Source organism: Thermomicrobium roseum DSM 5159 (assembly GCF_000021685.1).
GTDB classification, from domain to species: Bacteria; Chloroflexota; Chloroflexia; order Thermomicrobiales; family Thermomicrobiaceae; genus Thermomicrobium; species Thermomicrobium roseum.
Genome location: NC_011959.1, coordinates 498,823 through 513,948, shown reverse-complemented (window position 1 = coordinate 513,948; position 15,126 = coordinate 498,823). Strand labels below are relative to the sequence as shown.

The 15,126-nt window shown below is 63.0% G+C and carries 13 protein-coding genes; 3 read left to right on the top strand and 10 right to left on the bottom strand.

Features of this window, described 5'->3' with window-relative positions; all coding sequences use genetic code 11:
* Nucleotides 1-5 precede the first annotated feature (5 nt).
* The 4 genes from TRD_RS13495 to TRD_RS02365 are packed head-to-tail and all read right to left on the bottom strand — an operon-like array spanning nucleotide 6 to nucleotide 2,892.
* Nucleotides 6-356, bottom strand: a complete 351-nt coding sequence (locus tag TRD_RS13495; RefSeq protein ID WP_012641919.1) for a helix-turn-helix domain-containing protein — start codon at nucleotides 354-356, stop codon at nucleotides 6-8.
* The gene (locus TRD_RS02375; RefSeq protein WP_012641918.1) at nucleotides 346-771 is read right to left on the bottom strand and encodes a secondary thiamine-phosphate synthase enzyme YjbQ; all 426 of its coding nucleotides are present in this window, start codon (nucleotides 769-771) and stop codon (nucleotides 346-348) included. The genes TRD_RS13495 and TRD_RS02375 overlap by 11 nt, the downstream gene beginning before the upstream one ends.
* A complete protein-coding gene (locus TRD_RS02370) occupies nucleotides 768-2,261 on the bottom strand; it encodes a leucyl aminopeptidase (protein WP_012641917.1) in 1,494 nt (497 codons plus the stop codon). Before TRD_RS02370 ends, TRD_RS02375 begins: the two co-directional genes overlap by 4 nt.
* Before the next feature lies 1 nt (nucleotide 2,262).
* Entirely contained in the window at nucleotides 2,263-2,892 is a 630-nt protein-coding gene (locus TRD_RS02365) for a DUF1684 domain-containing protein (protein WP_012641916.1), read from the bottom strand.
* A 556-nt stretch (nucleotides 2,893-3,448) separates the two neighbouring features.
* Between TRD_RS02365 and TRD_RS02355 the strand changes: the two genes are divergently transcribed.
* On the top strand, nucleotides 3,449-5,512 hold the full coding sequence (locus TRD_RS02355; RefSeq protein WP_012641914.1) for a thioredoxin domain-containing protein: 2,064 nt from the start codon (nucleotides 3,449-3,451) through the stop codon (nucleotides 5,510-5,512).
* Here TRD_RS02355 and TRD_RS02350 read toward each other — a convergent pair.
* Nucleotides 5,467-6,390 carry an acetamidase/formamidase family protein gene (locus TRD_RS02350; RefSeq protein WP_012641913.1) on the bottom strand — a complete coding sequence of 308 codons (924 nt, stop codon included), beginning with the start codon at nucleotides 6,388-6,390 and terminating at the stop codon, nucleotides 5,467-5,469. The two genes, TRD_RS02355 and TRD_RS02350, sit on opposite strands and share 46 nt — an antisense overlap.
* 84 nt (nucleotides 6,391-6,474) lie before the next feature.
* Between TRD_RS02350 and selB the strand changes: the two genes are divergently transcribed.
* Entirely contained in the window at nucleotides 6,475-8,367 is a 1,893-nt protein-coding gene (selB, locus tag TRD_RS02345) for a selenocysteine-specific translation elongation factor (protein WP_012641912.1), read from the top strand.
* Nucleotides 8,360-9,184, top strand: a complete 825-nt coding sequence (locus tag TRD_RS02340; RefSeq protein ID WP_052294042.1) for a PIG-L deacetylase family protein — start codon at nucleotides 8,360-8,362, stop codon at nucleotides 9,182-9,184. Before selB ends, TRD_RS02340 begins: the two co-directional genes overlap by 8 nt.
* Nucleotides 9,185-9,258: 74 nt before the next feature.
* Here the strand turns inward: TRD_RS02340 and TRD_RS13490 are convergent, their stop codons facing one another.
* The 5 genes from TRD_RS13490 to ribD form a co-directional block, all read right to left on the bottom strand.
* Nucleotides 9,259-10,908 carry a D-alanyl-D-alanine carboxypeptidase family protein gene (locus TRD_RS13490; RefSeq protein WP_012641910.1) on the bottom strand — a complete coding sequence of 550 codons (1,650 nt, stop codon included), beginning with the start codon at nucleotides 10,906-10,908 and terminating at the stop codon, nucleotides 9,259-9,261.
* A 606-nt stretch (nucleotides 10,909-11,514) separates the two neighbouring features.
* On the bottom strand, nucleotides 11,515-12,030 hold the full coding sequence (gene ribH, locus TRD_RS02330; protein WP_012641909.1) for a 6,7-dimethyl-8-ribityllumazine synthase: 516 nt from the start codon (nucleotides 12,028-12,030) through the stop codon (nucleotides 11,515-11,517).
* Entirely contained in the window at nucleotides 12,027-13,280 is a 1,254-nt protein-coding gene (locus tag TRD_RS02325; protein ID WP_012641908.1) for a bifunctional 3,4-dihydroxy-2-butanone-4-phosphate synthase/GTP cyclohydrolase II, read from the bottom strand. Before TRD_RS02325 ends, ribH begins: the two co-directional genes overlap by 4 nt.
* Complete coding sequence (locus TRD_RS02320) at nucleotides 13,277-13,942, bottom strand: riboflavin synthase (protein ID WP_041435922.1); 666 nt, start codon at nucleotides 13,940-13,942, stop codon at nucleotides 13,277-13,279. Before TRD_RS02320 ends, TRD_RS02325 begins: the two co-directional genes overlap by 4 nt.
* On the bottom strand, nucleotides 13,942-15,087 hold the full coding sequence (gene ribD, locus TRD_RS02315; RefSeq protein WP_041435921.1) for a bifunctional diaminohydroxyphosphoribosylaminopyrimidine deaminase/5-amino-6-(5-phosphoribosylamino)uracil reductase RibD: 1,146 nt from the start codon (nucleotides 15,085-15,087) through the stop codon (nucleotides 13,942-13,944). The genes TRD_RS02320 and ribD overlap by 1 nt, the downstream gene beginning before the upstream one ends.
* Between the last annotated feature and the right edge of the window lie 39 nt (nucleotides 15,088-15,126).

The window sequence follows — 15,126 nt, the reverse complement described above, 5'->3', positions numbered from 1 at the left end:
CACGGTCACCTTTGAACGCAGTGCGAACGCCGCCAGCGCAAGTATTCGGCATAGCACGCCAGTTCGGATCGTTCGGCCGGATCCAAATCCTGAAATTCGGCGTCGTGACGTACTTCGGTTGTCGGTTCCTCCAGGCGGTCGGCGAGTAAACGCAGGAATGCCGCCAGGTTGCAATCGAACGCTGCCGCCAGCTGATCCAGCGCCTCGAGAGTCGGTAACTTGCGTCCACGTTCCAACTCGCTGAGATAAGCGATAGAAAGACCGCTCCGTTGGGCGAGTTCCCGCAGGGGCCACCCGCGGCGCGCTCGCAAGTCGGTCAAGAGTTCGGCGATCGTTCGTACCACGTCACGTCGCACCGAGCACCTGCACCCATACTGTGCGTGTCCGCGGATGGGTATCGAAGTCGAGCAGGACGATGCGTTGCCATGTTCCCAGTGTCAATTCACCTGACACGAGTGGCACGGTGACCGACGGCCCGACGACCAGCGAACGCAAGTGGCTGTGTGCGTTGTCATCAGCATTGAGACGGTTATGCGCGTACGCTGCCCCCTGTGGAGCGATTCGCTCAGCAACGATCCGGACGTCCTGCATCAGGCCTGGCTCGTACTCCGAGACGGACACGGCTGCCGTGGAATGAGCGACGAAGACACAAACCAATCCTTCCCGGATCCCGCTGGCTTCGACCGTCTCGCGAACCTGCGGAGTGAGATCCAGCATCTGATCGCGCCCACCCGTCGCAACCTGAAAGCGGCGGGCGAAAGCTCGGCTCATTCTGCCGCTCCTCGTCGTTCCGCCCAGAGCTCCACGAATCGGAGCAGCGTCCGCACACCGTGTCCCGTCGCACCGGCCGGCCCAAACAACGTTGCCTGCTCCGACCATGCGGGCCCGGCGATATCCAGATGCGCCCAAGGTCGTCCCTCGGTAAATTCGCGGAGGAAGAGCGCGGCATTGATCGCTGCCCCCCAACGACCAGCTGTGTTCTTGAGATCGGCGTGCTCGCTCTTGAGGAGCTCGCGATAGTCGTCCCAGAGCGGAAGAGCCCACATCCGCTCACCGACCTCGTTCGCTGCCTGGAGGATCAGCTGGCCGACCGAATCATCGCTGGCGAACAGGCCGCTTCCACTGCGCCCGAGCGCGACCGCACAGGCACCGGTCAACGTCGCGATGTCCACCAAGAGGTCAGCCCCCTGTTGCACGGCAAACGTCAGTGCGTCTGCGAGCAGTAACCGTCCCTCGGCATCGGTACTGATGACCTCGACCGTCTTCCCGCTCAAAGTGCGCAGGATGTCCCCGGGCCGGAATGCCTCTCCATCGGGGAGATTCTCTGCTGCTGCCACGACTCCATGCACTTCCACGGGAAGGCGCAACGCGGGAAGCGCTCGCAGCACCGCGAGGACAGCTGCTCCTCCCGCCATGTCTCCCTTCATCCGCTCCATTCCCTCGGCTGGCTTGAGGCTCAACCCGCCCGAATCGAACGTCACTGCCTTCCCGACCAGAGCCACGCGACCGAGGACATCACCATCCGGCCGATAGACGAGATGAATGAGTCGCGGTTCTCGGCGACTACCCTGCCCCACCGCGAGAATCGCCCCAGCACCGAGTTCCTCGAGCAGCGCCCGATCGTAGACGGAACAGGCCAGCCCAGTCTCCTGCGCGATCTCCCACGCGATCCCGCTGAGCCGCTCGGGGTCGAGCACATTCGCAGGCTCGTTGGTCAGGTCACGGGCGAAGCACACCGCATCGCTCGTCAGGCGCCCGCGCTGGATTCCCTCCTCGACCTCAGCCCCCTCACCGAGTACGACCAGCTGCCGCAACCGCGTCCCACCCTCACCAGATCGGTAACGGTGGAAGCGATAGCTGGCCATCGCCGTCGTCTCGACGATCGCCTGGACGACCTGAGCTGAACTCGATCCGCTCACGGCCACGATCGGCCAGGCGAGCACACTCGCACCGACCTCGCCGGCGAGTTTTCCGGCAAGTGCCGCCCCACGTCGCACGTCGGCAAGCGATCGCTGATGCTCAGCTCCCATGCCAACCACGATGAACCGTTCGGCTGCCAGACCGTCGATCGGGGGAAGGAGTCCGGCTTGTCCGACACGGCCCGCTAAACCGATCGACCGCGCAGCTCGAGCCAGCCGCTCGGCGACTCCCGGTTCGATCCCGGCGATCCGCTCCAGTTGGCCATCCTGCCCGATCGGGAGGACGACAGTTGCCTCCACGACCGCCAAAGGCGTCGTACTCGCGGTGACCTCGAGTCCCACCTCATCCTCCGATCAACGGCATCGGTCCTGACGGTTTTTCCTGTTCGGTAATCGAGACGTAGTCGGGATAGGCCATTTCGCCAGCTCGAATGGGCACATCGACGATATTCTCGCGGGGCGGGATAGGGCAGGTCCAACGATCGTTGTACGCACAGTACGGGTTATACGCCATATTGAAATCGATCACGAGCTTGCCATCCGGCGTCTCTTGAGGATCGAGATAGCGACCGACTGAATAGGTCTCGCTTCCAGCAGTGGCATCCCGGAAGGGCAAAAAGTAGCGCCCACGGCCGACCTCCCGGTAGACCGTGAACGTCACGGGCTTCCCCTCGATTTCGACTGTCACGCGACCAGCGACGATGAATTCCTTCGGCTCACCCGTGGTGGTACCGAGTATCACGCGCTCTTGACTGACACCGTCGCGTTGCAACTCGACGACGAAGCGGTATTCAGGCTTCACCGGATAATAGCGCAACCCGCGAAAGCGCTCCCGCTGTTCTGGTAGGAGCGGGGAGTTTTCATTGGATTTGAAGAACTCGTCCCGTCGCTTGCGATACTCCTCGATGCGGCGGATATACGCTTCGGTCGCCTCGGCACTTCTCGTCACCTTGCACGCCCCTTTCGCTTCCATGCTTTCTTCCATGGCGAAGGATACCCGAGAAAACACCGAGCCGGCCTGATGAGGCCGGCTCGGTGGTTGGTGTGGGCGCCCCCGGGGGAAAGCCGGTTATCCGACTACCTCCACGGTGACGCCCGGAAGTTCGTAGCTACTCATTCCGGGCATCACCCCCTTTCCCCTGCACGGTCTCGCTCGAGAGCCGCACATGGGCTCAGACTATCACGCCGAGCCCCCTTCGTCAACCGACAATGGAGCGCGCTGTGCTGTAACTGGCAAGAAAGGATTCGGGCGCTCACCTGAGGAGACACCGTGAGCGATCACTCGATCACCCACCTCGAGCAGCCACTTTTCTCGGGTACCCAGCGTTCCTGTCCCACCAGGCCCGAGGATCGACCTCAGCGCTCGCTCCATTTCCGGACGATCCACCGCAGGTACGGCCAAGAGCACCCACACATGGTTGCTCCGACGAGGCAGCGCAGCGTCTTCGGACACGAATCGGGTATCATCGAACGAACCAGCGAACGCTGGAAACCGGCGAAGAAGAGTGCACAGGAGAGCGAGGTTCACCATGCCGAACCGCCTCGCCAACGAAAAGAGTCTCTACCTGCGGCAGCACGCTGACAATCCTGTCGACTGGTATCCCTGGTGCGAGGAAGCCTTCCGTGTTGCCCGCGAGCAGGACAAGCCGATCCTCCTCAGCATCGGTTACTCCTCCTGCCACTGGTGCCACGTGATGGAGCGCGAGTGCTTCGAAAATCCGGAAATCGCTCAGCTCCAGAATGAGCTCTTCGTCAACATCAAAGTCGATCGAGAGGAGCGCCCCGATCTCGACGAGCTGTACATGAATGCGTTGCAAGCGATGACAGGCTCCGGCGGCTGGCCACTCAACGTCTTCCTGACACCCGATGGCAAACCGTTCTACGGCGGTACGTACTTCCCACCTGAAGACCGGGGTCAGCTACCGGCTTGGCCACGCGTCCTCCTCGCCGTCGCCCAGGCCTATCGGGAGCGCCGCGCCGATGTCGAGCGCGCGGCCGAGGATCTCGTCAGTTATCTGCAGCAACAGTCACGCCCACCGCTCCAGGCAGCACCGTTGCGGGAACAGTTTCTCGACGAGGCTGCCCGCAATCTCGTCCCTCACTATGATCGGGAGCATGGGGGCTTCGGGACTGCACCCAAGTTTCCCTCCCCGCTGCAACTCGAATTTCTCCTGCGGACGTTTCGCCGCGCCGGCGCACCACGCGCACTGGAAATGGTGCTGCAGACGCTCACTGCGATGGCCCGTGGCGGAATCCACGACCAGATCGGGGGCGGCTTTCACCGCTACACGGTCGACGAAGCGTGGCTCGTCCCGCACTTCGAGAAAATGCTCTACGACAACGCCCTGCTGGCACGTGTGTATACCCTCGCCCACCTTGCTTCGGGTAACCGACTCTGCCGAACGATCGCCGAAGAGACGCTCGTGTACATACAGCGCGAAATGCGTGGAGACCATGGAGCGTTCTTCGCTGCTCAGGATGCCGATAGTGAGGAGGGGGAAGGAGCCTTCTACCTGTGGACGCCGGAGGAAATAGCAGCCGTCTTGGGAAACGATGACGCTGGACTTGCCTGTCGATACTTCGGTGTCACACCACGAGGAAACTTCGAGGGCAAGTCCATCCTGCACGTCGCGGAGGATCCGGTAACGATCGCGAGCGAGTTCGGCCTTTCACTCGATGAGCTCGAGCAGCGCATCGGCTCGATCCGTGCTCGCCTCTACGAAGCGCGAGATCAGCGTCCTCATCCAGCCCGTGACGAGAAGGTAATCGTCGCTTGGAATGCGCTGGCCATCCGCGCCTTCGCGGAAGCCGGCACAGCGCTCGATCGCCCTGACTTCGTCGCACTTGCTGAGAGAGCAGCCACCTTTCTCCGGGATCAGTTGTGGGACGGGAAGACGCTTTACCACGTCTGGGAGGAAGGTGAGGCGCGCTTCCCTGGATTCCTCGACGATTATGCTGATCTTGTGAATGCGCTCGTGTCGCTCTACGAAGCGACCTTCGATCCGTTCTGGATCGCCTGGGCTCGCCAACTCACTGAGGCGATTTTGGCCAAGTTCATTGATCCGGTAGCCGGTGACTTCTACGACACAGCGAGCGATGGGGAACAGCTGATCGTCCGCCCCAAAACGTTCATTGATCAAGGTACGCCGAGCGGCAATGGAGCAACAGCCGAAGCGCTCCTCCGCCTGGGTACACTCTTGGGTGAGCATCGCTTCATCGACCAGGCGCGAACGCTCTTGGAACGCTATGCACAGCTCGCCGTCGAGCACCCGATTGCTTGCGGGCAACTGTTGCTCGCCATGGACTTTGCGCTCGGTCAGCCATTCGAAGTCGCCATCATCGGTGATCCGACGCAACCAGAGACCCGAGCGCTCCTCCGGGTCGTCCAGGCGAGCTACCTGCCGAATCGTGTCCTCGCTTTGCGCCGCCCGGAGGACGAGATTGCCGCGTCGATCGTTCCGCTTCTGGCCGAGCGCTCCCTGGTCGACGGACATCCGGCAGCGTACGTCTGCCGCAATTTCGCGTGCCAGCGACCGGTTACCACGCCTCAGGAACTGGCGAGCCAGCTCGGAATCGCGCTGCCGGACAGCTGAGTGACCGGTGCGAGGGGAAGCGCGGCAACCACAACCGGACCAGCTGGTCCGCCGAATCGGTAAGAGAGACACGCGCAGACGAACGCATACGCCTCGCGCGTCGTGAGCTCGAACGCACGCCGGACCAGGGCGACGGCGTTTTCGAGCGCAGCCTGCTGAGCGCTCGAGATATCGGGTCCAAGACCGAACACCAGGAGTTCATCATCGCTGCGCACCAGCGGCCCGGGAAGCCGCAGTCGGTGATCGACCGCGACCTGAACTGTAACGCGTGCGGCAGCTTCGATCGCGACATGTGCCGGTTCACCCGCACCGATCGCAGCATGCACGTCACCCAGGAAAAGGAACGCCTCCGGTCGCTGCACAGGTAGCCAGATCGTGCTTCCGGCATGCAGTTCGACCAGATCGAGGTTCCCACCCCATGGCCAGACCGGCCGGAACGTCGAGCTCGCCCCACGAGCGGGAGCGACCCCGATGCAGCCGATACTCGGCCGGAGGGGAAGCTGCAGCCGTTCGGAGACGACGAGTCGTCCGCCATGCACGTCCAAGCGTTCGCACACCGTCTTCGGTAACAGTCGCCCTAGCGGACCGAATGAGCGGATGAAGACCAGCCAAGCGCGCTCGATGCTGATGGAGAGGATATCGACTCGGAGTGTGTCACCCGGGCGCGCTCCTTTGACCGCGAGTGGACCAGTCACTTGGTTGAAGCGATCCAATCCGATCTCCTCGACCAGGATGCCACGAGCGAGCATTTCGTACGGCTCATCGCTCGTCTCGAACTCGACGACCGCGCCTGTCTCGACACGGAGCGCTGGTAGCGCAGTGGCATCGAGCGCCGCGTACCGCGAGGATCGAGGAATCCGATACGGACTGACCGACACAGCGCCTGCTCCTTCCCCCGTCGTGATCGTTCTCTGCAACCACACGGTACACTTTCGCGAGAGAGTGGGAGGCTCGAGCCCGGGATGGCACGTCAGACCTTCGTCATCGGCACTGCTGGGCACGTCGATCACGGAAAATCGACGCTCGTCAAGGCACTCACTGGGATCGATCCCGACCGGCTCCGCGAGGAAAAGGAACGGGAGATGACGATCGATCTCGGTTTCGCCTGGATGACGCTCCCGAGTGGCCGCCGACTGAGTATCGTCGATGTTCCTGGGCACGAGCGCTTCATCAAGAATATGCTCGCTGGGGTCGGCGGTTTCGATGCCGCTCTTCTCGTGGTCGCTGCCGACGAAGGTCCGATGCCGCAAACACGCGAGCATGTAGCCATCCTCGACTTGCTCGAGATCAGGCACGGTCTCGTCGCGCTGACCAAGAGCGATCTCGTCGAACCCGACTGGCTCGAACTCGTCATCGTCGAAGTCGAGGAACTCTTGCGAGACACCGCTCTTGCCGGCGTCCCGATCGTTCCTGTCTCGGCCGTGACTGGCTATGGTCTCGATGCGCTCGTACGGGTGATCGACCAGGTACTCGATCAGGTTCCGCCTCATGCTCGGAGCGGCAAGCCGCGCTTGGCGATCGATCGTGTTTTCACCGTCGCGGGCTTCGGCACGGTCGTCACGGGTACGCTGCGGGACGGCGAACTGGAAGTTGGGCAAGAAGTCGAAATCCTCCCCCGCGGCCTCCGGGCACGAGTGCGCGGCTTGCAGAGTCATCGGACGCGAGTCGATCGGGCTCTCCCTGGATCGCGTACCGCGGTCAATCTGAGTGGCGTCGAAGTCGAAGACCTGGTGCGCGGCGACGTGCTCACCGTCCCTGGCTGGCTCCGACCGACCATGCTCCTCGACGCTCGCTTGCGCATGCTGCCCGACGCCCCGGAGCCGCTCGAGCAGAACGACGAGGTCGATTTCTTCGTCGGAGCGAGTGAGACACTCGCCCGCGTCACGCTTCTCGATGCTGAGCGACTCGAACCGGGCATGGTCGGCTGGGTTCAACTGCGCCTTCAGGAGCCGGTCGTCGCCGTGCGCGGCGACCGTTTCATCATCCGCCGTCCCTCGCCGAGCGCGACACTCGGAGGCGGCATCATCATCGATACGGCTCCGCGCCGGCATCGGCGCTTCCGTCCAGAAATTTTGCGTACGCTCGAGCTTCTCGCCTCCGGCTCCCCCGAGGCGCTGGTGCTCCATGCTTTGGAACGCGGTATCGCCGAGTGGCGTGATGTACTCCAACGAACGAATCTCGACGAGACGACTGCCACGAGAGCCATCACTCAACTGATCCAGCAGGGCCAGATCGTTTGTCTGGAAAATGCGGAAGGCGCGTTGAACCCGGGCAGCGCACTCGCCGAGCGCACGGCGTTGGAGCGGATCACTGCCCAGTTACTCGATCTTCTCCGCGACTATCACGCACGCTATCCGCTTCGGCGCGGGCTTCCACGCGAAATGGCACGGAGTCGCCTCGGGCTCTCGCCCCGTTTCTTCGAACTCCTTGTCCACTGGCTCACTCAGGCCGGCGCGGTGATCCAAGACGACGATGTGCTGCGTTTGCCCGAGCATCGGATCCAACTGACCGAGGAGCAAGAGAACCGAGCGCGGGCCTACGAAGCTGCTCTGCTGCGTGAGCCGTTCTCTCCGCCGTCTCCCAGCGAGTACGGTATCGAGCCGGAACTCGTCCAAGCGCTCGCTGACCTTGGACGTGTCGTCCGCGTCAATGACGAGGTCGTCTTCGCTCCGTCTGCATGGGCAGAAATCAAAAAGCGTGTGCTCGCACTGATCGATGCTCATGGCAGTGTGACGCTCGCTCAAGTACGTGATGCACTCGGGACGAGTCGCAAGTACGCGCAGGCACTCCTCGAGTACCTCGACCAACAGCGGGTTACCAGACGGATCGGTGACGCTCGTGTCCGTTATGTGTGAGCTGACCGCTGACGCGATTTTCCTTTCCCCACACTTCGATGATGTTCCACTCTCGTGCGGTGGAACCGTCGCCCTCTTCGCCGCGAGTGGTCGCAAGCCCGTCATCCTCACGCTCTTCGGCGGAGAGCCATCTGAGCCGCTCAGTTTCTTCGCGCAGCAGCAGCACCGATGGCGGGGCATGGACGATCGGACGGCTGTCCAATTGCGGCGCGAGGAAGAGCGTGCCGCCGCTGCCGAACTCGGGGCGACGGCACACTGGTTCGATGTCCCGGACGCAATTTACCGCGATGCCCGTTACAACTCGGACGACGAACTCTTCGGACCTCTCCACCCCGATGATCTGGTGCTGGTCGATGAGCTCCTCGATCTCGTCGAAGAGGTGATCCGCTCCCACGCCGAATCACCGGCGATTTTCGTTCCCCTCGCTCTCGGCAACCACGTCGATCACCAAATCGCGCGTCTGCTCGGTACACGCCTGGTCGAACGAGGTTTTTCCGTTTGGGCCTACGAGGATCAACCGTACAGCGCCATGCCAGGGAGCCAGGCCGAGCGCGACTGCACCATCCAGCGCTGGACAGCCGGTCCGCCATGGCTCGTCTTTCTTTCGGAGGAGCTCTTCCAGAGACGCCTGCGAGCGATCAGTCATTATCGAAGCCAGATCGCTTTCGTCTTTCGTGACCTCGGCCCCTTCGATCGAGTTCTCCGGTCGTATACGTTGGAAGTCGGACGAGGCCAACTCGCCGAGCGTTTTTGGGAACTCCAGCCACTTTCGACCGTCGAGAGAGCGCCCGAACAACGGAGAGGCGAACTGTGCTGAGTTGCTCGTGGGCAAGCGCCAGTAACCGCTCGCCGGCGCTCCTCCCGTCTCACCGCCCTCTCTGCCAATCGCGATCATGACGAGCGGGAGAGATTCTGGAGGAGCACACCGCGATCGCGCTGTACCCACTGCCGATAGTGCACACCGATGTTCCCCATCTCAACCTGCCAGCCCGGCGGGTTAGCCGGCGTGAACGTCAGACAGCGCCGTTCGAAACACTGGACGAGGACATCCTGCTCGACACCCCTGACCGGGACCCTCACCCAGTACGGCTCAGTGATCGGATAACCGACGACAGCTATCCACGGCGAGAACAGCGGTTCCTCGCGCAGTCGGTATCCGGCCCAAACCGACCCTCGTTGCTCGAGCCAGTTCGCGAAGATGGACGCCACGCTATGGTTGGTCTCTCGAAAGACCGCGCCGTACCTCACCCCATAACGAGCCAATTCCACGTCGTGCACGACCGTCCCATCGGGAAAGAGGCGAGCTGTGACGGGTTCGTCGGCAGGCCCAGAGGGCGCAGCGAGCATTGTTCCCAGCAAGGCATAGGTGACAGGATTACCGGGATCACCCGCAACCGCGATCGCAGCCGGTTTTCGTTGGACGTACGTCTCGTCACCGATTTGCTGCCAGCCAGTCAGGAGCTCCCAGGCTAACCGACCGCCGGTCACGCGCCAGCGTGCGTCGACGGCACGGTCGGGATGAGTCAGTTCCATCCGGCCTTTCTCGTAATAGCGGACGAGACGCTTCCCGTCGGGTGCGTCCGCGTAGGCTTCCCACTCGACCGGGCCGAGAGCTGGACCCCAAAGCCAGGTCCGCACGACGAGCCCCCGCGCGACCGGATCCTCCGTCCGGCGCCACCACCAGTCGAACAGTCGCTCGGCATCGGCTGACCCAGTGAGGCGATCGAGTTTCGTCCAGCCATAGTCGAGGAGCTTGGCCGCGTCGTCGTACCAGGCGGCCAGGGTCGAGCCGGTCAGTACCACGATCGCTGTCTTCCCTGCCCGCTCAGCAACCTCGATCAAGCAGAGGCCCGCTTCGTCGGTCCAACCCGTCTTCCCACCGATGATCCCTGGGTAACGCTCGGGCAGTCGATTGGTGTGCCGCCACGAGAATCCCTCACCGTGATAGCTCGCCGCACCGAATATCTCGACGAAGACCGGATCGGCGAGCGCAACGCGCGTGAGCCGCGCCAGATCGTAGGCACTGCTGACATGGCCAGGTTCGTCCAAACCATGAGGATTGCGAAAAGACGTCGCCTGCAGACCCAGCTCGACCGCCTTCGCGTTCATCCAGGTGACGAAGCGCTGGCGAGCAGCAGGATCCTCGGCATCCGGACTTCCACCGACTGCCCGCGCGATCGCCATCGCGGCATCGTTCCCGCTGCGGAGCAGGAGACCATACAAGAGCGTTCGCAGCGTCACGACTTGTCCAGCTCGCAACCCAGCCGACGACTCGCCGATCAAATCCTCCGGCACGATGGTGACTGGCTGATCCAACGCGCCCCGTTCGAGCGCCACGACTGCAGTCATCACCTTGGTCAGGCTCGCGATGGCGACTGGTTGGCGTGCCGCTCGCTCAGCGACGATCTGGCCCGTTTCCGCGTCCATGATGATCCAATGCTGGGCAACGACTTCCGGTAACGAGTCCGCTCGAACAGGGATCGGGATGGCGAGCGCGACGATGAGGAGACCGAGCACGCAGCGCACGATTCGCCCGGACACTGTTTTCCCCTTCCCTAGCGGTTCCGCGCGTCGCACCCCCTACAGTTTCCGGGAAAAAGACGAGTCGGAACAAGTGGCGATGGCCATTCTGAGGAGAGAGGACACGCGTTGCACTGTTGCCCTCCCGTGCCCCGCTGTTCTACCGCGATCTGAGATCCGCGCAGAGCCGGGACACCGTTTGCGGTACTCGCCGGGACAACATCAGGCGTGCGAGCACGTTCGCGCGTGCTCGGCACCCTGCATTGTCGGGGAGTGCACGAACACTGCGGCGTGGCGCAGTGCCGGGCGACTCATCCGAGACGGTCCGTATTCGCCCGAAAACGCACCGCAGCTCGGGTAACCGTTTAGGACGCAACGCGAACCTCGAGTGGATCAAAGAGGAAACGGTACCAAATCAGCCCACAGCAGGATCGCTCATGGCCTCATCGTTCTCGAGTCCTCGAGCCGCTTGCGGACCCCGCCGCAGCCCAGCTCGCCGACTGAGCGGTCACGCAGCCTCTCCTGATCGGCAACGTGCCCGCAGACCGGTCGGGCTCTCCTCGAGCCGTTCTCGCCGGCAGACGACGGATCGGCACGACTGCGTCGAATCAGCACGCTCGGCGAGCCTCACGCTTCGAGCGGAGTCACAGCGAGACGATCCAATTCGGCCAAGACGTTGGCCATCTCGATCGCAACGAGTGCTGCTTCTGCTCCCTTGTTCCCCATCTTGGTTCCCGCACGCTCGACCGCCTGCTCGATGGTGTCGGTCGTCAGCACCCCGAAGACAACCGGGACATTGGTCTGCAACGCCACATGAGCGATTCCCTTGGAGACCTCAGCCGCCACATAGTCGAAATGCGGCGTGGCTCCCCGGATCACTGCGCCCAAACAGATGACAGCGTGGTACCGGCGCGATTCAGCCAGACGCTTGGCGACGAGCGGAATCTCGAACGACCCAGGAACCCAGACGACCTCGATCGCCTGTGGCTCGACGTCATGGCGTACCAGCGCATCGATCGCACCGTGGAGCAATTGCCGCGAAATGAACTCGTTGAACCGGCTGACGACGATGGCGAAGCGTCGGCCTCGTCCGGTCAACTTCCCTTCGACGACGCGGATCGCCTGACCATTCAGCGACATCATCGCGTGCCTCCTCGTTTCTCGTCGCCCACCGCCGCCAGTTCCTCCAGCAACACGAGGTGTCCGAGCTTGTCGCGCTTGGTACGCAAGTAGCGGTGATTGTGTTCCGTGGGTGGCAGTTCCAGTGGTACCCGCTCAACGATCTCGAAACCGAGTTCCTCGAGTGCCGCGATTTTGCGGGGATTGTTCGTCAGAAGTCGCACGCGTTCGATACCGAGATCGCGCAGGATGATCGCAGCCTCCCGATAATCGCGCAGATCGGCCGGGAAACCGAGGTGCAGGTTGGCCTCCACGGTATCCAATCCCATGTCCTGCAGGTGATACGCCCGCAACTTGTTGAGCAGGCCGATCCCCCGTCCCTCTTGACGCAAATAGACGATGACACCGCGTCCTACTGCGGCGATCCGGTCCAGCGCTGCTTCCAACTGGGGGCCACAGTCGCAGCGTTGCGACCCGAAGACATCACCGGTCAAACACTCCGAATGCAAGCGGACGAGCACCGGCTCGTCCCCACTGACATCCCCATGGACGAGTGCCAGATCGATCTGGTCACCGCCGAGTCGGCGATACGCCCGTAGCTGGAACCGTCCGTAGCGCGTCGGCAGCGTCGTCTCGGCGACGCACTGCGCAGGACGCTCGTGAACCAGCCGATAGGCAATGAGATCAGCCACATGGACGAGCGGAATATCGTGTTCAGCAGCGAAACGCTCGAGTTCCGGCAAGCGCGCCATCGTCCCGTCGGCGCTCATGATCTCGCAGACGACCGCGACCGGATGCACGCCTGCCAGACGAGCCAAGTCGACCGACGCTTCCGTTTGCCCGTCTCGCTCCAGTACTCCTCCCGGTCGAGCGCGCAGCGGGAACACATGGCCCGGCATCACGAAATCCGCCAGCGTCGCCGAGGGATCAGCCAGCTTCCGGATCGTCACAGACCGATCGTACGCCGAGATGCCGGTTGCCACACCTTCACGCGCCTCGACGGAGATCGTGAAGGCTGTTCCGAACCGTGAGCCGTTCGTTCCCGGTGGAACCATCAGCGGAAGCCCCAAGCGATCCACCCACTCCGCTGCCATCGGCACGCAGATGAGTCCCCGCGCCTCGCGGGCCATGAAGTTGACCGCTTCCGGCGTACAAAACTGCGCTGCGATCGCCAGATCACCCTCGTTCTCCCGATCGGCATCATCGACGATGATGACGAAACGTCCAGCACGAAATGCCTCGATCGCTCGTTCGACTCGTGCGAAGCGTGTCACGACTCGACCTCCGTTCGCGCACTGACGAATCCGGCCCGGTGCAACGACTCGAGAGACAGAGCACCGCTGGCACCGAGCGCGAGAAACTGCTCGACGTACTTGGCGATGATGTCCACCTCCAGGTTGACCAGGGCGCCTGGTCGCTTGCGCGGCAACGTGATGTGCTCTTGCGTATAGGCAACGAGGGAAACCTCGAACTCGCTCGGGAAGCGACGCTGCACTGTCAAACTCGCCCCATCGACAGCAATGAATCCTCGTTCGACGACGTACCGCATCGCCTCTGCTGGAGCAGCGATCCGGACGATGAGGGCCGCGCCATCCCGATACATCATGACGATCCGGCCAACCGTGTCCACGTGACCTTGCACGTAGTGTCCACCGAACCGTCCGCCGACCGGCAGCGCCCGCTCGAGATTGACGAGATCACCGACCGCGATCCTGCCGAGTGTCGATCGGCGCACCGTCACCGGCTGCAACTCCACCTGGAAACTGTCCGGAGCGAGATCGGTCACGGTCAGGCAGACACCGTCGACCGCGATGCTGTCCCCGAGCCTGGTTCCCTCCACGACGGTGCGACAGCCGATGCGCAAGCGAAGCCCACCTCCGCTGACCGGCTGGATCGCGAGCACACGACCGATTTCCTCGACGATACCGGTAAACATCATGCCCCCTCAGGCACCCAAATCGGACGCAACCGTCCTTCGATCACCAGATCGTCTCCCACCTGCCGGACACGCACGCCGGTGAGTCGAGGAGCGTCTTCCATGCGTGCCACGCCCTCACCAGCCAACGGGACAGGGGCAGCAGTCCCACCGACCAATACTGGCGCGATGAATGCCACGACAGCATCGGCCAATCCCTGCTCGAATAGACTGCCGAGTACTCGACCGCCTCCCTCGACGAGGACCCGGTTGATGCCTCGTTCCGCCAGTACCCGTAGTGCAGCTGCCAAATCGACGTGACCGCAACGGAGAGGAACGAACGCCAACTCGGCTCCCGCCTTCCACAAAGCTGCGACCCGCTCCGGCGGTGCAGCCTCGGTGGTGATCACGAGCGTGCGTGCCGGTAGGCGACTGTCCAGTAAGCGAGCCGATGGCGGCGTTCGGGCTCGTGTATCGATCACCACGCGGAGCGGCGAGTGCGGCCCCCCATCGCCGGCATCGCGCGGATCGAGACGAGTCGTCAACTCAGGATCATCAGTCAAGACCGTTTCGACACCGACCAAGATGGCGTCATGTTGATCCCGCAATTGGTGCGCGTAGCGGCGCGCCTCCTGACCAGTGATCCATTTCGAGTGGCCAGTACGGGTCGCGATGTGACCGTCGAGCGTCATCGCATACTTGAGCGTGACCTCCGGCAGGCTCTCGCGCAAGCGCTTCAAGTAGCCGGCATTCACCTCAGCTGCGGCTTCAGCTTCGATCCCAACCGTTACGTCGACTCCGGCTTGACGCAAGAGAGTGAACCCGCGTCCAGCTACTGCCGGGAAGGGATCGAGAATGGCAGCAACGACACGCCGGATACCGGCCTGAACGATGGCCTCGACACAGGGCGGCGTTCTTCCGTAGTGCGCACACGGCTCCAAGGTGACGTAGAGTGTCGCCCCACGGGCTCGCTCCCCTGCTCGCTGGAGCGCGACGATTTCCGCATGCGGCCCTCCCGGCGGCTGGGTGCAACCCTCGCCGACCACTTCGCCCTCGCGCACGATCACCGCGCCCACTGCCGGATTAGGAGCGACCCGCCCCTGCGCCCGTCGGGCAAGAGCGATCGCACGCTGCATCCAGTACCGATCTGTGTCGAGTTCCTGCATCACCGTCGCCCATGACGAAGAACCCGGGTGGCAAAGCCC